The 16,908-nt window shown below is 64.7% G+C and carries 18 protein-coding genes; 4 read left to right on the forward strand and 14 right to left on the reverse strand.

The genetic code is table 11. The features are described from left to right. Positions 1-2: 2 nt before the first annotated feature. The 4 genes from FJ417_RS13255 to FJ417_RS13270 form a co-directional block, all read right to left on the reverse strand. Complete coding sequence (locus FJ417_RS13255) at positions 3-1,466, reverse strand: RimK family protein (protein ID WP_140644402.1); 1,464 nt, start codon at positions 1,464-1,466, stop codon at positions 3-5. Positions 1,467-1,470: 4 nt separating this feature from the next. Next, entirely contained in the window at positions 1,471-2,568 is a 1,098-nt protein-coding gene (locus FJ417_RS13260) for a peptidase C39 family protein (RefSeq protein ID WP_140703010.1), read from the reverse strand. A gap of 208 nt (positions 2,569-2,776) precedes the next feature. Further along, positions 2,777-3,571 (reverse strand): anti-sigma factor, encoded by a 795-nt coding sequence (locus FJ417_RS13265; protein ID WP_140783761.1) that lies wholly within the window; start codon positions 3,569-3,571, stop codon positions 2,777-2,779. Further along, a complete protein-coding gene (locus FJ417_RS13270; RefSeq protein ID WP_140651661.1) occupies positions 3,568-4,086 on the reverse strand; it encodes an RNA polymerase sigma factor in 519 nt (172 codons plus the stop codon). Before FJ417_RS13270 ends, FJ417_RS13265 begins: the two co-directional genes overlap by 4 nt. A 213-nt stretch (positions 4,087-4,299) precedes the next feature. Between FJ417_RS13270 and FJ417_RS13275 the strand changes: the two genes are divergently transcribed. Together FJ417_RS13275 and FJ417_RS13280 are read left to right on the forward strand one after the other, a co-directional pair. Further along, positions 4,300-4,551 carry a type II toxin-antitoxin system Phd/YefM family antitoxin gene (locus tag FJ417_RS13275; protein WP_140644394.1) on the forward strand — a complete coding sequence of 84 codons (252 nt, stop codon included), beginning with the start codon at positions 4,300-4,302 and terminating at the stop codon, positions 4,549-4,551. After that, the gene (locus FJ417_RS13280) at positions 4,544-4,939 is read left to right on the forward strand and encodes a hypothetical protein (protein ID WP_181175229.1); all 396 of its coding nucleotides are present in this window, start codon (positions 4,544-4,546) and stop codon (positions 4,937-4,939) included. Before FJ417_RS13275 ends, FJ417_RS13280 begins: the two co-directional genes overlap by 8 nt. Positions 4,940-4,967: 28 nt before the next feature. Here the strand turns inward: FJ417_RS13280 and FJ417_RS13285 are convergent, their stop codons facing one another. Further along, positions 4,968-7,739, reverse strand: coding sequence for a DUF2339 domain-containing protein (locus FJ417_RS13285; protein ID WP_140783762.1), 2,772 nt, complete (start codon positions 7,737-7,739; stop codon positions 4,968-4,970). A 255-nt stretch (positions 7,740-7,994) separates the two neighbouring features. Between FJ417_RS13285 and FJ417_RS13290 the strand changes: the two genes are divergently transcribed. Further along, on the forward strand, positions 7,995-8,459 hold the full coding sequence (locus FJ417_RS13290) for an NUDIX domain-containing protein (RefSeq protein WP_140783763.1): 465 nt from the start codon (positions 7,995-7,997) through the stop codon (positions 8,457-8,459). Between the two features lie 13 nt (positions 8,460-8,472). Here FJ417_RS13290 and recO read toward each other — a convergent pair whose 3' ends face one another. The 6 genes from recO to FJ417_RS13320 form a co-directional block, all read right to left on the reverse strand. Continuing rightward, positions 8,473-9,231: a DNA repair protein RecO gene (recO, locus tag FJ417_RS13295; RefSeq protein ID WP_140783764.1), complete on the reverse strand. Its 759-nt coding sequence runs from the start codon at positions 9,229-9,231 to the stop codon at positions 8,473-8,475. Positions 9,232-9,288: 57 nt separating this feature from the next. Then, positions 9,289-10,221 carry a GTPase Era gene (era, locus tag FJ417_RS13300; RefSeq protein ID WP_181183210.1) on the reverse strand — a complete coding sequence of 311 codons (933 nt, stop codon included), beginning with the start codon at positions 10,219-10,221 and terminating at the stop codon, positions 9,289-9,291. Beyond that, positions 10,206-10,922, reverse strand: a complete 717-nt coding sequence (gene rnc, locus FJ417_RS13305; protein WP_140783766.1) for a ribonuclease III — start codon at positions 10,920-10,922, stop codon at positions 10,206-10,208. Before rnc ends, era begins: the two co-directional genes overlap by 16 nt. A gap of 4 nt (positions 10,923-10,926) precedes the next feature. Further along, entirely contained in the window at positions 10,927-11,676 is a 750-nt protein-coding gene (gene lepB, locus FJ417_RS13310) for a signal peptidase I (protein ID WP_140783767.1), read from the reverse strand. Positions 11,677-11,755: 79 nt separating this feature from the next. Continuing rightward, positions 11,756-12,169, reverse strand: coding sequence for a holo-ACP synthase (gene acpS / locus FJ417_RS13315; RefSeq protein ID WP_140644380.1), 414 nt, complete (start codon positions 12,167-12,169; stop codon positions 11,756-11,758). Then, on the reverse strand, positions 12,166-12,753 hold the full coding sequence (locus FJ417_RS13320; protein ID WP_140644378.1) for a DUF2062 domain-containing protein: 588 nt from the start codon (positions 12,751-12,753) through the stop codon (positions 12,166-12,168). Before FJ417_RS13320 ends, acpS begins: the two co-directional genes overlap by 4 nt. A 216-nt stretch (positions 12,754-12,969) precedes the next feature. Here FJ417_RS13320 and FJ417_RS13325 point away from each other — a divergent pair, with 216 nt between their 5' ends. Further along, on the forward strand, positions 12,970-13,500 hold the full coding sequence (locus tag FJ417_RS13325; RefSeq protein WP_140783768.1) for a GNAT family N-acetyltransferase: 531 nt from the start codon (positions 12,970-12,972) through the stop codon (positions 13,498-13,500). On the opposite strand, the gene FJ417_RS13330 is transcribed toward FJ417_RS13325, so the two are convergent. The 3 genes from FJ417_RS13330 to FJ417_RS13340 all read right to left on the reverse strand — a co-directional run bounded on the left by FJ417_RS13330 (position 13,478) and on the right by FJ417_RS13340 (position 16,805). Next, positions 13,478-13,861, reverse strand: a complete 384-nt coding sequence (locus FJ417_RS13330; protein WP_140783769.1) for a VOC family protein — start codon at positions 13,859-13,861, stop codon at positions 13,478-13,480. The genes FJ417_RS13325 and FJ417_RS13330 overlap by 23 nt on opposite strands. Positions 13,862-13,936: 75 nt before the next feature. After that, positions 13,937-14,515: an orotate phosphoribosyltransferase gene (pyrE, locus tag FJ417_RS13335; RefSeq protein WP_140651649.1), complete on the reverse strand. Its 579-nt coding sequence runs from the start codon at positions 14,513-14,515 to the stop codon at positions 13,937-13,939. A gap of 58 nt (positions 14,516-14,573) precedes the next feature. Beyond that, the gene (locus FJ417_RS13340; RefSeq protein ID WP_140783770.1) at positions 14,574-16,805 is read right to left on the reverse strand and encodes a bifunctional (p)ppGpp synthetase/guanosine-3',5'-bis(diphosphate) 3'-pyrophosphohydrolase; all 2,232 of its coding nucleotides are present in this window, start codon (positions 16,803-16,805) and stop codon (positions 14,574-14,576) included. Between the last annotated feature and the right edge of the window lie 103 nt (positions 16,806-16,908).

The following is a 16,908-nucleotide window of genomic DNA, read 5'->3' on the forward strand; positions in this document are numbered from 1 at the left end:
CGCTACTTATCCGGCCTCTCCAGGCGCTCCAGGAACCATTGCGTCAGCCGCACCCACAGCTCGTCCTTCTCGCCCGAATCCTCCCAGCCATGGTCGAGATTGGGATTGTCGTTGACCTCTATGACGAAGACGCCGTCCTTGGTCTCCTTGAGGTCGACGCCGTAGAGCCCGTCGCCGATGCATTTTGCGGCCTTGACCGCCGTCTCGACGACATGAGGCGGCGTCTGCTTCAGCGTGAATGTCTTGATCCCGCCCTGGTCGGGCTTGCCGCTGGCCTTGTGGTTCACGATTTGCCAGTGCTTCTTCGCCATCAGATAGTGCACGGCAAAGAGCGGCTGGCCGCCGAGCACGCCGACGCGCCAGTCATATTCGGTCGGAATGAATTTCTGCGCGATCAAGAGATCGGAATCGTCCAGCCATTCGGTCGCGAGTTTGGTCAACTCGGCCATGTTCTCGCATTTCTTGACGCCGCGTGAGAAAGACGAATCCGGGATCTTCAGGACCAGAGGGAAGCCGAGCGTCTGCGCCGCCACTTCGAAGTCAGACGTGCCGGCGATCATCACCGTCGGCGGCACCGGCACCTTGTTGTAGGTCATCAGTTCGTTGAGATAGACCTTGTTGGTGCAGCGGATCATCGACAGCGGATCGTCGATCACCGGCATGCCTTCCTGCTGGGCGCGGCGCGCGAAGCGGTAGGTGTGGTTGGAGATCGAGGTGGTCTCGCGGATGAACAGCGCGTCGTAGTTGGCGAGCTTGGCCAAGTCCTTCCTGGTGATCGGCTCGACTTCGACGCCCATCTTCTCGGCAATCCTCGCCCAATAGCGCAGCGAGGAGATTTCCGACGGCGGCAGTTCCTCATGCGGATCGACCAGCGTGGCGAAAGTATAGCGCGCCGGCGTGCGGCCCTTGGTGTCGCGCCACTCGCGGTTGGTATAGGTGTCCAGGCATTGCAGGAAGAATTCTTCCTCATCCTCGGTCATGCGGGCGAGCGGCAGGAAGCCGATCTTGCGGATCGAGGCCCATTCGGCGCTGTCCTTGATGTGGACCTCGAGCGCCGGCGCGCGGAACCAGTCGAACAAAAGCTTGGCGAAACGGTCCCAGACTTTCGACGGACCAATGCCGAAGAAGATCGCGACCTTGGCCGGGAAAGTCCCGCCGAGGTCCTTCCTGCATTTGTTCAAGGCAAGCTCTAGTTCCGGCAACGCGTGCTCGTAAAGCTTGCGCTCCGACAGGTCGATCATGGTCTCGACGGTCGGGATCACCCGGTGGCCGCGCGAGCCGGCCAGCAGCGAGGCGTAGTAGCCGCGGCTCTGGTAGCCGTAGTTGTTCGACAGGTTGATCACCTTCGGCCGTTGGCCGCGGAACAGCGCCGGATGCGCGAGATAGTCGCGGTTGGTGATGATCTTGTGGGGTGTGGCCACCTGATCGATGTCGTTCTGCCTGCCTGTGAGGATAACCCAGGTCATTGTCTCAGCGTTTTCCCAGAGTGATGGCGGCCCGCAAACCGTCGCGGCCGAACTGCGCCATGTTCATGAAAATGTCGTAGGGCACCGGAATGTTCGCGGCATCGAGGATCGTTTCCTGCCTTTCATCCTCCACCCATGGGTCGTGGATCAAGATATGATCGCCGTCGTCGCCGATGGCCAGCACCCAATGCGGCACCTTCTTGCCGAACATCAGGAAGCCGCTGACCAGCACTACCACCAGCTTGCCCTCGGCCAGGGCGTCGCGGATGTCGCCGATGCCGAACGGACGGTAATTGACCGGAATGCCGTAGAGTTCGGCGCGCCGGCGGAAATCGACCTGGGCGAGCTCCATCACCCGGCGCTTGTCCTCGCTCCTCACCGACTGCAGGAACAACGCGCCGTAGAAGGAGACGAATATCTCGGCCGCGAGCCCGCTCTCGTAGCCGGCGACCGCCAGGCCGAAAGGCTCGCAGCCGCCAGGGCCGGACATCATGAAGACCGTGGTCGCCTCGCGCCACAGGCGGATTTCCATGACCGGGTCGGGCACGAAGCCACGGTCGAAATTGGCCATCGCCATCATCAGGCAGCACGGGCCGCAGCTGAACTCGCAGGTCTGTTGGTAGAACGGCACCCTGGTCGCGGTCGGGGTGTCGCCGCGCAGCGTCTTTTCATAGCGCAGCGCCGTCGCGCCATCCTCGTAATAGTCGGGCTCGCGGCCCAGTCTTCGATAGCCGGCCTGCTCGTAGATACGGATGGCGCGGTCGTTGTCCTCGCGCACTTCGAGACGAAGCAGCAGCCGATCGTGCTCGAAGGCCGCTTCCTCGGCGGCCGCCAACAGAAGGCGACCGATGCCGAGCCGGCCGAAGAAGGGGCCGACGGCGATGGAATAGAGCCGCGCGACTCCGCTGCCCTTGCGAAACAGCACCACGGCATAGCCGGCGACTCGGCCCTCGTTCTCGGCCACCAGCATCTCGGCGGTTTCACGTTCGATGAACTGGCGGAAAGAGCGGCGCGAGAGCCTGTCGCCCGGAAAAACGGCCTTCTCGATGGCGGCGAGGTCATCGACGTCTGACGCGCGGGCCTTGCGGATCTCGGCAGGCATGCGGGCTTGGGAGAACCTCGATTGGGTTTAAGAAAACGGCCCCGGTGGATGCGTCGCGAACACTGGCCGAAGCGCCAGCATTCATCAAGCGCTATCGCTCCTTGATTAGGGCCGAATTGTGACAGTTTCCGCCACGGCAGGAAAGGGCCAGGCGCTTGAACGGAATTGCCGTTCGACGGGTTGCCGGCCGCCGAAAAACGCAGCCGGTTCAGCTCGATATGCCGGCCACGAGCTGGCCATAGGCGCTCTTTGCGACATCCGACAATCGCTCAGGCGGCAACGAGCCGACGACGGCGCAGGCATAGCCCTTGTCCAGCCAGTAGACCGCCTCCGGACCGCCCGCCTCGGCCGTATAGGTGCCCTTCGATGTTTGAGCCGATTCGGCGGTGACGAAGAGCGAGATGCGCTCGCCCTTGGCGTCCTCGTAGAGCAGCATTGCCGCCTTGCCTTGCTCACCGGCCGGCAGCAGCCGGCCGCCGATCAATTCGAAGCCCTCGGCCGTCAGGTCGGGCGCAACCAGCTTCAGCCCGACGCGGTTCGACAGCCAGGTCTGGAGATGATCCTTGTCGCTCGCCGGAACCTCGACGGCATGACGCTTCTCGGCCGCGTAGACGACATGGGCGGCGATCGCCTGCTCGGCGAGCTGGTCGTCGCCATCGCCGCCACGGGCGATGCCGTCGATGCCGGCGATATAGCCGCCAAACCCGCCGACGGCGAGCACCACGGCAGCCGCGGCCGAGAGCCACCAGCGCGAGCGCCAGGCCGATGCCTTTGCAGGGGCCTGGCCGAGCAATGCCTGCCGCAGCCTCGCCGGCACCGGCTCGTCCATCACGCCAGCGAAAGCAGCGCGCATGGCGGCGCGATCGGCGATGTAGCGCGCGGACTTCGCCTTCATCTCGGGATTGGCCTCGAGCCAGGCGTCATAGGCCATGCGTTCGTCGCCCGGCAGCTCGCCGTCGAGGGCCATGTGGATATCGCGTTCGGAAAAATCGCGGCGGGTCATTTCTCGACGATCCTCAGCGAGCGGCGGCGCAATGTGTCGTCGAGCAATCCTCGCAATTCCTCGCGGCCGCGCGCGATGCGCGACATCAGCGTGCCGGCCGGCACGCCAAGGATGTTGGCTGCCTCGGCATAGGAAAAGCCCTCGATGGCGACCATCACCAAGGCCGCACGGCGATCGGGGCTGATCGCCTGCAAGGCATCCATGATCTCGCGCGAAGCGATGGTCTCGACCTGATCGGCGGGCGCGGACTGGGCCTCACCGGCTTCGAGAGGCAATATCGCCGCCTCGCCGCGCCGGTTGACCTTGCGCATCTGGTCGATGAACAAGTGATGCATGATCGTAAACAGCCACCTCCGGGGGCTCTCTCCAGTCTGCCAGTTGTCGAGCCGCACAAGCGCCCGCTCCAGGCAATCCTGGACGAGATCGTCGGCGGAATCGCGGTCGCGCAGCAGCGAGCGCGCATAGCGCCGCAACCGCGGTATTTCGCTCAGGATCGCTGCCTTCTTGTCGTCCATGACCGCTTGTTTCGAGGTCGCTTTCCATCCCGATAGAACGCGCCTTCCAGGCGCGGTGCAAGCAGTCAGCGCGAAGCGGCCGAACCGCTGCGATTACCCAAGCAAATGAATAACGAAGGCGTGGGCCGGCTTATTCCCGTTCGAGTCCCAAACCGACTCATTGTTTAATTACGTAAGATACGTATATTGCGTATATCGCGTATGAGGCAATCGATGAAACAATTCACCTTTTCAGACATGAACCGCGTATCGGGCGAAATCCTCGAAACAGCAATGATCGAGCCTGTCGCGCTGACAAAACGCGGCAAGGAAAAGCTGATCATCCTGTCGGCCAGGCAATACCGGCAACTCGTTGGTTCGTCTCATGCCGCGGCTTACACGCTCGAGAATGCGCCTGACGAGATCCACAACGAACTGATGTCGGGGTTGGAAGCCATCATAAGTGGCGATGAGCCGGATGTTTAAGCCCGGCGATCTGCTTCGATATTACTATTTGTGGGCACGGCAGGCTGACGCTGGTGAGGAGTCCGGCCGCAAAGCGCGCCCTGTCTGCATCGTGGTCAGAACGCCGACTACGCCGGCAGCGCTGTTCCTGTTCCCGCTCACCTCGCAGCAACCCCACGCGACCCGCACTTATATTGCCATCAGTGAGATCGAGTGTCGTAGGGGCGGCCTCGATTTTCCGTCATGGCTGATCCTCGACGAGTACAACCGTGCGCGTGTTGACGAAGCTTACGACCTCGTGACGACGAAGCCGATCGGTTCCTTCAGTCCGGCATTCGTCCGCAAGATTGCTGGCCTCATCAAAGAGGCAGCCGAAGAGCGCCGCCTGCGCGGCGTTGTCCGGAAATAGTGGCAGCAGTCCAGGAAACCCCAGACTTTCACCCTTTCCTCGCCGCCCGCGTCAGCAGCCGCTGGTAGAACAGGCCGATGCCGATCAGCACCGCGCCCAGGCCGATGAAGGAGAGCGCGCGCAGCACGCCTTCCAGCTCCGACATATCGAACAGGAAGACTTTCAGCACCGCGACCGCGATCAGCACCGCGGAGGCGATGCGCAGCACTTGCGACTTCAGCCAGACGCCGGCGGTGAGCAACGCAACGCCTATGACCAGCCAGAGCGCCGAGTAAGTGTAGGTCTCGAGCTGGCCAAGCCCGCTCCACAAGGCGATGAACTCGCCTTTGAACAGGCGGCGCACCGAAAGCGTGGCATAGGCGAAGGCAAGCAGCGAGGCGATCAGCGCCAGCATCGCCGCATACCATCTCGGACGCTTGTCGCGGACATAGAGCGCCAGCGCGCCCGCCGCGATCGCCGGCAGCAGATAGGCGAGGAACAAAAGGTTGAAGACAGGAACCGTGCCGGTCGACTCGTCCGTCAGCAGCGGGTTCAGCACCACGAAATGCTGCACGGCGATCAGGCCCGCCGAGATCACGCCGGCGGCCATCGAGCCATAGCGCAGCACCGAGCTTGGCGAGCGCATGTCGATGGCGACCAGCATGGCGCCGGCGCCGAGCGCGATCAGCGTGTAGATCGCCTGTTCGGCAAGGGTCACGGTGCCGGTGTCGATGACGCCGCCATGCATGGCGTGGCGCACCAGCATGGCGATGGTGAGCAGCGCGAACAGCGCCGAGGCTGCCTCCATGGCAAGGCGCGGCCGGCCATTGGTGGTGCGAGCGAGTTGCCAGGCGGCGAAGCCGAAGGCGAGCGCCGGCACGCCGTAGCCAGGCAGCAGCCAGTTCAAGACCGGCGTCCTGGCGAGAGACGCCGCGCCGACGATGGTCGGATCGAAGGCGACACGGGCGAGCACGGCGACCGCCGCGCCCACCGCGACCCAGCCCAGCACGGGGTAGGACCGCCAGCGCGTCGCCAGCGCCGGCACGACAGCGGCGGCGCCCAGGAGCACTGTCGTCCAGCCGGAACCGAAGGCCATGTGCAGCATCAACAGGCCGGCGACGCCGGCGCCGCCAAGCGCGAAGGACGCAGCCGGGCCGCCGGTCAACGGCGGCTCCTCGGCGCGCGCGATCCATTCACCGCCGGCGGCGAAGGCGAGCACCAGCAACAACGCCGGCAACGCGTAGCCGAGGTCGCGGTCGATATCGCCGAAGGTAAGCCACAGCGCGGTGAGCACCGTCAGCGGAGCAATGACGCCCCAGGCGGCCCAGCAGGCCGCGCGCAGCGAAGCGGTGGCGGCAAAGCGGCGCGCCGCCCAGAAACCTGCCGCGAGGAAGATCAGGCCAAGCGCGATGCCGATGCGGAAAGTCAGGGTGTCGGACGACGCCAGGGGCTGAGCGTCCAGCCCGACATCGAGCGCGTTGGCGCCGATCGTGGCGGGCGGGATGATGCCGAGATAGATCAGCACTGTCGCGATGCCGGCGGCGAAGACCAGCGGCAGCGCGCGCGGCCGGTAGAGCGCCACCGCGACCAGAGCGGCCAAAAGGACCACGCCGTGCAAGGCATCGCCGGCGCTGGCAAAGGCCGGATCGACGGACAGCCCAAGCGCGCTCAAGGCGATGAAGAAGCCGGGCGCGATCGACGGCCAGTCGAAGCCGCGCGCCGCATCGTCGCGGCCAGTAACCAAGAAAAGGCCGAGCCAGACGAAAGCCAGCACGGCGAGCGTCGCCAGGCTGATGAACAGGACGGCGGCAAGATTCACGTCTGGCGCGTCGACCATGTAAAGAATGGTCCAGATGCCGGTGCCGGCGAAAGCGGCGGCAACCAATGCCCTCCAGTCGCGGATGCGGGCGATTGCCGCCGTGGCGGCGAGCACGATCGCCAGATAGACGAACAGCGCCCAGGGATTGGGCGCCTGCGAGGCGACCAGCGCCGGCGTGACCATGGCGCCGACGAGACCGATGCCGGCCAGCGCCAGGCCATGCAGGAGCGATGCGCCAATGGTCGCGACGCCGACGGCACCAAGCAGCACGAAGGCCGTCGCCGGACCGATGAAGGCGTAGATGCCGTGCGCGGCGTAGACCGTGCCGAACAGGATGAAGGCGCCCGCCCCGGTCAGGATCGCGGGGATGTAGGCGCCGGCGGCGCCTTGCACCGGCACCTTGAAGCCGGTGCGACGGATGAATTCGGCGCCGCCAATCAGCACCAGGCCGAGGATGCCGGCCATCGTCAGGCGCACGCCGGGGCCGAAGATGCCGGCTTCGATTGTGTAGCGGATCAGGAATAGGCCGCCCAGCGCCAGTGCGATGCCGCCGACCCAGACCGCCCAACGCGTGCCCAGCGCCGTCTCGACATCGCTCTGGCGCGCCGCCTTCGCGGGCGCGGGCGGTTCTGCTCCGGGCGTCTCGGTGGCTGAGACAGGTTGCGCCGGTTCGGACGGCCCGGCGGATTGCGCCGCGGCCGCCTGGGCCTTCGTCCAAGGTCCTGCCGCTGCCGCCTCTTCGGCCGCCTCGGGCTTCGCAGCGATCTCTTCGGCCGCGCCGTCCGCCGACCGCGCGGCAGGCGCCACGGCTGCCTTGGCCTCCTCGGGAAGACCCTCCCGCGTGGCGTCCGCCGCCTTGGGCGCGGACAGCGAAGCGCCCGACTGCACCAGGCGGCGCAGGACGCCGAGCTCGCGCTCGACCAGCGCGATGCGGTTCTGCTGGCGTGAAACGATGACGAAAAGAGCTATGACGGCGGCAATGGCGATCAGGCTGAAAAACATGGCGGTTTCCCTCAAAACCAAACCAGTCGTGGCCAACAAATGCGGCGATGAGACGGCTGGTCGAAATCAGCGTCTTGCTGGCTAACAAGATCGGGCCGACTGACAAGATCGAGCATGTTTCGTCGCCGATTGCCAGCAACTTGCCTGGTTATCCAAGGGCCGAGTTGCCGGCATTGCCGGCGAGATTGGGTGACCTCAGTCGCGAAATACCCATGCTATTCTCGCGCGGACGAAGAAGATGCTGCGAGGTGACCAATGCCGCAGAAAAGCGCGGGCCTGCTGATCCACAGGCGCATTGCCGGTGTGTTCGAATTCCTGCTCGTCCACCCGGGCGGGCCGTTCTGGGCAAGAAAGGATGAAGGCGCGTGGTCCATCCCGAAAGGACTGATCGACGACAATGAGGATGAGCTGGAGGCCGCCAAACGCGAGGCCGAAGAGGAGCTCGGCGTCGCCGTCGCCGGCGATTTCCGGCCGCTCGGCGGCTACAAGCAGCCGGGCGGCAAGATCGTCATCGCGTGGAGCGTCGAGGCCGACATCGATGCGGATGCCATCAGGAGCAACATGTTCACCATGGAATGGCCGCCAAAATCGGGACGCATGAAGGAATTCCCGGAAGTGGATCGAGCCGGCTGGTTTCCATTGCCCGAAGCCGGGCTCAAGATCCTGAAGGGCCAGCGCGCCATGCTCGACGATTTCCTGGAGCGGCGGGGAGCCTATTAGGCGCTCGCCTCAGCTATCCTGCCCCGCCCGCAATCGCCTTCACCGCCGTATGGTGCCGGCGCAGCGCGGCCAGGAAGCCGGCGCGGGTGTCGGGCGGCTCGACGCCGCGCGGCTCGTAGACATGGCGGGTGAAGAAGAAGCCGGTCAGCCGGAAGGCGTCTTCCAGTGCCGCCGCATCGGCGCGCAGGCCGGAGCCGCGCTGCAGGAAGGCGGGCAGCGCCAGCATCTTGTCGTGCCAGGCCGCACCGGCTTCGCGCGACACTGCGCGTCCGGATCTCGGCGAGACATAGGCGAGATCCTGCCTGGAGCCGGTCGCCGCGCATTGGCTGAAGTCGAGGCCGAAGCCCAATTCATCAAGGATGAGCAGCTCGAAGCGCGCCACCAGCTCGCCCGCCGCATCGGCATCGCCCAGATGCGAGATCATCACGGCAAGCGCCTCGTAAAGGCCGCCATGGGCATCGCGCTCGGGCAGGAGCCTGAGATGCGCGGCCATGGTCAGCAGGCCGTAGACGGCGACCGCACTGTCCATCAGCCGCGCGGCGTTCATCTCGATCGCCTCGGCCTGGAAGGTGCCCAGATGCTCGTCGAGCCGCGCCCGCCACAGAAGGTCGACGCGGTTGCCGGGCTGCAGCACCGGCTGCTGCTTGCGCGAGCGCCCTCCCCGCACCAGGCCGAGATGGCGGCCATGCGCACGCGTCATCACCTCGAGGATGGCGCTGGTTTCGCCATGCTTGCGAGTGCCAAGAACGATTCCCTCGTCGCGCCATTCCATGGGCGGAGCTTTTCACCTGTTGCGCGGCGAAATCAAGTTGGAGCGACGCAAACCGGCTTACCCCGGAAATTCCAGCCCCATCTCGCGGTAGCGCTCGGGGTCGTCGCCCCAATTCTCGCGCACCTTCACGAACAGGAAGAGATGCACCTTCTGCTCGAGGATGCCGGCGATTTCCATCCGCGCGGCCTGGCCGATGGCGCGGATCGTCTCGCCCTTGTGGCCGAGCACGATCTTCTTCTGGCTGTCGCGCTCGACATAGATGACCTGCTCGATGCGCACCGAGCCGTCCTTCTTCTCTTCCCATTTCTCGGTTTCGATATGCGAGGAATAGGGAAGCTCCTGATGGAGCCGCAGATAAAGCTTCTCGCGCGTGATTTCGGCCGCGAGCTGGCGCATCGGCAGGTCGGATATCTGGTCCTCTGGATAATACCAGGGACCGGCTGGAAGCGTCTCGGCGAGATAGTCGAGCAGGTCCTTGCAGCCGGAGCCGGTGAGCGCGGAGACCATGAAGGTGCGCTTGAACGGAACGCGTTCGTTCGCTGTCGCGGCCAGCGCAAGAAGCGTTTCCGGCTTGACGCGGTCGACCTTGTTGAGGACCAGAAGCATCGGCTGCCGGACGTCCTTCAGCCGGTCGAGGATGGCATCGGCGTCACCTTTGATGCCGCGCTCGGCGTCGATCAGCAGCACCACGACATCCGCGTCCTTGGCGCCGCCCCAGGCGGTGGTCACCATCGCGGTGTCCAGCCGCCGCTTCGGCTTGAAGATGCCGGGCGTGTCGACAAAGACTATCTGCGCGTTGTCATGCGTGGCGATGCCGCGCACGATGGCGCGGGTGGTCTGCACCTTGTGGGTGACGATCGACACCTTGGCGCCGACAAGCTGGTTGACCAGCGTCGACTTGCCGGCATTGGGCGCGCCGATCAGCGCGACGAAGCCGGAGCGGGTGTTGGGGGGCTCGGGGGATTGGTTTGCGGTCATGCCGCGCTCCATACGCCCTCGCGCAGCAAAAGAGTAGCCGCCGCTGCCTGCTCGGCCTCGCGCTTGGAGCGGCCGCTGCCGGTCGCGGGAGCAAAAGAGCCGACCTCGACGCTGACCCTGAACAGCGGATCGTGGTCCGGTCCCTCGCGGCCGTCGATGCGGTAGGCCGGCACGGCGCCGGCGGCCGCCTGGTGCGCCCACTCCTGCAATTCGGTCTTGGCGTCGCGCCGCGCGGCCCCTGTCGCTTGCGAGCGCGGCCGCCAGTAGCGGTGGATGAACGCACGCGCCGCGTCCAGCCCGCCGTCGAGGTAGAGCACGGCTATCAGCGATTCCAGCGCATCGGCGCGCAGATTGGTGCGCTTGCGTCCCTCGAGATTGCGTACATCGGAACCGGCGCGCACGAGTTCCGGCAGGCCGATCTGTTCGGAGATTTCCGAGAGCGCCTCGGCATTGACCAGCGCGTTGAGGCGCAGCGACAACTCGCCCTCGGCGGCATCGGGAAAGGCCGCGAGCAGCATGTCGGCCACGACAAGGCCAAGAACGCGGTCACCCAGGAATTCGAAACGCTCGTAGTCGACGCCGGCATGGGTCGAACGGGCGCTGGCATGGGTCAGCGCCCGCTGCAGGCGCTGCCGGTCGGCGAAGACATGGCCGGTACGCTCGACAAGCGCTTCGGCGAGGGCATCGGCGGTCAAACGCTTGCTGGCCGCCATCGTTCTAGTGGACGAAATGGAACAGGCGCCCGGCGCGCATCAGCGACGGCCACTTCCAGATCTCGAGCGGGCTCGCCTTGCCGGCGATCGAGAAGAAGATGACGTTGGCGCGGCCGACAAGGTTCTCGGCCGGCACATAGCCGACGGCAAAGCGGCTGTCGGAGGAATTGTCGCGATTGTCGCCCATCATGAAATAGTGCCCGGCCGGCACGACGAATTCGCGCGTGTTGTCGCCGATCGAATCGGAATTGATGTCGAGCGTGTCGTAGCTGACGCCGTTCGGCAGCGTTTCACGGTAGACGTCGATCGGCCGGTTTTCCTCGGTGACATCGGGATTGTCGATCTGGCCGGTCTTTACGCGCGGCACGCCGACATCATTGATGAAAAGCTGGCCATCCTTCACCTGGATCTTGTCGCCGGGCAGGCCGACGACGCGCTTGATGTAGTCGACCGACGGATCCGGCGGGAACTTGAACACCACCACGTCGCCGCGCTTGGGCTCGGAGCCCCAGATGCGGCCCGAGAAGAGATCGGGGCCGAAGGGCAACGAGTACCGCGAGTAGCCATAGGCCCATTTGGTGACGAAGAGATAGTCGCCTTCGAGGAGCGTCGGCCGCATCGAGCCCGACGGAATGGAGAAAGGCTGGAAGAGCAGCGTGCGGATGACGAGCGCGAGCAGCAGAGCCTGGATGATGACGGAGAAGGTTTCACCAAGCCCGCCGGATTTCTTCTGCGATTTTTCAGCCACGCTCATGTCGTCCTCGATTGTGCGATGTTGGTATAGAGTCTCGGCGGGCGCTGAGCAACGTCATGCCGCTCGTGGTCAAATGGAATCAATGTGGCGCTTGTTCGGCGGGCACCGCCTCGATGATCACAAAGGCTTGAGCAAGCGGGAAATCATCGGTGATGGTGAGATGGATCAGCGCACAGTGGCCTTTCGGCAGGATTTTCTCCAGCCTGGCCGCGGCGCCGCCGGTCAGCGCCATGGTCGGCGCGCCGCTCGGCAGGTTGACCACGCCCATGTCGCGCCAGAACACGCCTTCGGCCATGCCGGTGCCCAACGCCTTGGCGCAGGCCTCCTTGGCGGCGAAGCGCTTGGCGTAGGAGGCAGCGCGGGCGGCGCGCTTTTCCGACTTGGCCTGTTCGACCTCGGTATAGATGCGCTGGACGAAGCGCCGGCCGTGCCGTTCCAGCGATTTTTCGATGCGTCTGATGTCGATCAGGTCGCTGCCGATGCCGATGATCATTCCGCCGGCACTTCCCGTCCACCCTGCCGCGCTTTCTTCTCGGCGCGCTCGACCATGCGCTTCCTGCGCTGCTCGCGAAACACGGTCATGCCCCAGCGCGTGATGGCGTAGAACACGAGCCCGAAGACGAGGCCAAGCGGCACCGCGCCAATGAGCATCGGCTCCAGAACGGGGTGCCAGAGCTTCGCGAAGGAGAGCTTGTGCATCATTTCGCCCAGATGCTCGGGCGGGCCGTGCTTCGGCAGGTGCTCATGCAGGAGCAGTTTGCCGGTTTCCCAGGACGCGCCCCACAAAAGTGGGAAGGTCAACGGATTGCCGAAGAACACGGCGCCGAGCGCCGCCGCGACCAGATTGCCGGCGATGATCCAGCACAAAACGGCAGCGACGATGAAGTGGAAGCCAAGCGGGAAGAAGGAAGCGAAAACGCCCGCGGCGACGCCGGCGGCGACGGAATGCGGCGTCGCCTTCAGCCGCAGGATGCGTTTGGAGAAATATTGCACGGAACGCGAGAACGAGCGGCGCGGCCAAAGATAAGTACGCACCCGCTCAAGGAGGCCATCAGGCTCTCGGCGTCGAAAAAGCACTCTGTTCCAGTTCCCGGTCCAACATGCGCTGCCCCTGCCACCACCGGGTCGCGCCAAACATATCTTGCGCTTCGATGGCGCAGAAAGGCAACAAGTCTTTGATATAGCGACGGCCAGGCCGCGTAACAACGAAACGCCGCCGCGATGGTCTGCCGCAGGCTGTAACAACGGCTTCATTCTGGCGAAACTGAGGAGAAGAACCAGGATGCGGAGCCGATGATCACCATTCGACCGGCGCGGGCCGAGGACGCCGAGGCATTGCCGCCTATCGAACAATCGGCCGGGGAAGCGTTCCGCGCCATTCCGGAACTGGCGTGGCTTGCCGACGGAGACAATGTCAGCCCGGAGCGGCACCGCGCGCTGATCGCCGGTGGCGCATGCTGGGTGGCCGCAGACGAGAAGGATCGGCCGGTCGGCTTCCTGAGCGCCGGGATCGAGGGCGATGCGCTGCATATCTGGGAGTTGGACGTGCGCCTCGACCGGCAGGGCCAGGGCATCGGCCGGGCTTTGCTTGAACGGGCGCTTGGGGACGCCAGGCAGCGCGGCCTGGCCGCGATGACCCTGACCACGTTTCGCGACGTCCGCTGGAATGCGCCCTTCTATCAGCGGTGCGGATTTCGCATCCTGGAAGGCGCCGAAGTCGACAGACGGCTGGCCGATCTGCTCAGCGACGAGGCCGATCACGGCATGGCTTTGGGCCAGCGCTGCGCCATGCGGCTCGATCTCAGTCGAGCCGGTACTCGCTGACCTCGACCAGATTATCGTCGGGATCGCGGAAATAGACCGACATCATCGGGCCGAGCGCGCCGGTGCGTAAGACCGGGCCGACTTCGATCGCCACGCCATTGGCTTCGAGGCTGGCCTGGACTTCGGCAAGCGGCACCGCCGCCACGAGGCAGAAATCGCCGGAACCGGGCGTCGGCGTCTTGGCCTTCGGCTCGAACGTGCGGCCGACCTCATGCAGGTTGATCTTCTGCGCGCCGAACAGAAGCGCGGTCGGCCGGTTCGATTCATCCAGGCGCCGCATGCCGAGCACACGCTCGTAGAACTCGCAGCTCGCTTTCACCGAGCGGACCGTCAGCACGAAATGGTCGATGCCGGCGATCATTGCCGCCTCGGCGCGCATCGCTGCGAAAGAGATTCAAGCGATGCGCCCAAGTGCTTGTTTTCATACATTGCGATGTCAGATGTTGCGGCTTCCCGGCTTAACAGCGGGAATGGCGGCGAGTTCCGGCGGCAGGCGGTCGGCGGGATAGGCCGGCACCTCATATTCGGCAAGCGCGATCAGCGGCACGCCGACATCGGTTTTACCGGCCGAGCGGTCGATGATGCAGGCGGCCGCCACCACGTCCGCGCCGATCTCGCGCAGGCAATCGATGGTCTCGCGGATCGACAGGCCCGTGGTGACGATGTCCTCGACGATGACGACGCGCGAGCCTTCGGCAATCTCGAAGCGGCGGAGCCTGAATTCGCCCCCTTCCCGCTCGACCCAGATCGCCGGCGCGCCGAGATGACGCGAGGTCTCATAGGCCGGGATCAGGCCGCCGATCGCCGGGCCGACGACATAGTCGATCCTGCCCGGCACCGCTTTCCGGATTTTCTCGGCCAGCGCCTTGCACAGGCGCTCGGTCTTGTCGGCATGCATGAAGACCCGCGCCTTCTGCAGGAAGACCGGACTGCGCAGGCCGGACGTCAGGATGAAATGACCTTCGAGAACGGCGCCGGCCTCACGGAAAATGCCCAGCACTTCGTCGGTGTTCATTTTTATCCCCTATTCAATCCCTGACCCGTTCCACTTTTCGCGGTCAGGGTCCAGTCATTTAGCCGTTAACACGCCGCGCATCGCTGACGCTCGAATTGTCCTTCAGCTGCGACAGCAGCCGGTTGAGATGCTTGAGGTCCCAGACCTCGAGATCGATCAGCATCTCGGTGAAATCGGGCGCCGTGCGTATCATCGACAGCGTGTGGATGTTGGCGTCGTTGGACGCCACCACCTGGGCGATGTCGGCCAGCGAACCCGGCGCATTGATGGCAGTGACCGAGATGCGCGCCGGGAAACGTTCCTTGGTGCGTTCGTCGATGTCCCAGCGCACGTCGATCCAGCGCTCGGGCTGGTCGTCGAAGGCCTGAAGCGCCGGCGACTGGATCGGATAGATGGTAATGCCGGTTCCGGGCTGGATGATGCCGACGATGCGGTCGCCGGGCACCGCCCCTTCCGGGGCGAAGCACACCGGCAGGTCGCCGCGCACGCCACGGATCGGCACCGCGCCATCGCGCGGCTGGTCCTTGTCCTTCTTCGCGGCGCGGGTGCCGGGCATCTGGAACAGCATGCCGGCGGCGTTGCGGATCTTCGACCAGCCTTCCTCGCGCTGCTTGGGCGGCGCGACGGTGACGCGCTCGTCCTTATAGTCGGGGAAGACCGCTTTCATGACATCGGTGGAGCTCAGCTCGCCGCGGCCGACCGAGGCCAGCACGTCCTCGATGTCCTTGCGCGCCAGCCGGTGCAGAACCGGCTTCAGGCTCTCCTTGGTGAAGGTCTTGCCGGCGCGCTCGAAGGCGCGCTCGAGGATGCGGGCGCCGAGGCCGGAATATTGCTTGCGTATCGCATTCTTGGTGGCGCGGCGGATGGCGGCCCGTGCCTTGCCGGTGACCACGACCGATTCCCAGGCGGCGGGCGGCACCTGCGCCTTGGAGCGGATGATCTCGACCTCGTCGCCGTTCTTGAGCTCCGTCATCAAGGGCATGATACGGCCATTGACCTTGGCGCCGACGCAGGTGTCGCCGACATCGGTGTGGACGGCGTAGGCGAAGTCGATCGGGGTGGCGCCGCGCGGCAGCGCGATCAGCATGCCCTTGGGCGTGAAGCAGAACACCTGGTCCTGGAATAGTTCCAGCTTGGTGTTTTCGAGGAAATCCTCGGGATTGTCGCCTTCGGCCAGTTGCTCGATGGTGCGCCGCAGCCAGGCATAGGCGTTGGTCTCCCTGGAGATCGCGTGGCCGGCGCCGTTCGTCTTGCCGCCGCTGTCCTTGTAGATCGAATGCGCGGCAACGCCATATTCGGCGATCTTGTTCATCTCCTTGGTGCGGATCTGCAATTCGACGCGCTGGCGCGACGGGCCGACGATGGTGGTGTGGATGGAACGGTAGTCGTTCTGCTTCGGCGTCGAGATGTAGTCCTTGAAGCGGCCGGGCACCATCGACCAGGTGGTGTGGATGGCGCCAAGCGCGCGGTAGCAGTCATCGACGGAATCAACCACGACGCGGAAACCGAAAATGTCGGAGAGCTGCTCGAAGGAAAGTGCCTTGGCCTCCATCTTGCGGAACACCGACCATGGCTTCTTCTGCCGGCTCTTCACGCTCGCCTTGATGGCGTGCTTCTCGAACAGGCCCGATAGCGCCGTCTCGATCTCCTGCAGGACGCCCTTGTTGCGCTCGAAAATCTCGGCAAGCCTTGCGGTGACGGCGCGATAGGCCTCCGGATTGATGTAGCGGAAGGCGATTTCTTCCAGTTCCTCGCGCATGCCCTGCATGCCCATGCGCCCGGCCAAGGGCGCATAGATGTCCATCGTCTCCTCGGCGATGCGCAGGCGCTTGGACTCGGGCATATGGTCGAGCGTGCGCATGTTGTGCAGGCGGTCGGCGAGCTTGACCAGAAGAACGCGAATATCCTCGGAGATCGCGAGCAGGAGCTTGCGCAAATTCTCCGCCTGCTCGGCCTTCTTCGAGACCAGGTCGAGCTTCTTCAGCTTGGTGAGGCCTTCGACCAGCTTGCCCATTTCCGGACCGAACAGCTCGTCGATCTCGGCTCTTGTCGCCGTCGTGTCCTCGATCGTGTCGTGCAGCAAGGCAACGGCGATCGTCGCCTCGTCCATATGCATGTCGGTGAGGATGGCGGCGACTTCGAGCGGATGCGAGAAATAGGGATCGCCGGAGGCGCGTTTCTGGTGGCCATGCTTCTGCATGGCATAGACATAAGCCTTGTTGAGCAGCGCCTCGTTGACGTCAGGCTTGTAGCGCTGGACGCGCTCGACAAGCTCATACTGACGCATCATGGGCGGGATCTCGCGGTGCTGAAATGATTGATGCGCCGCACTGGCGTGCGACGCACCTCATAGATAGCCACGAAACCTAAGATACGGAAGTCCTGGATGGTTG

It is taken from the genome of Mesorhizobium sp. B3-1-7 (assembly GCF_006439385.1).
Lineage (GTDB): Bacteria > Pseudomonadota > Alphaproteobacteria > Rhizobiales > Rhizobiaceae > Mesorhizobium.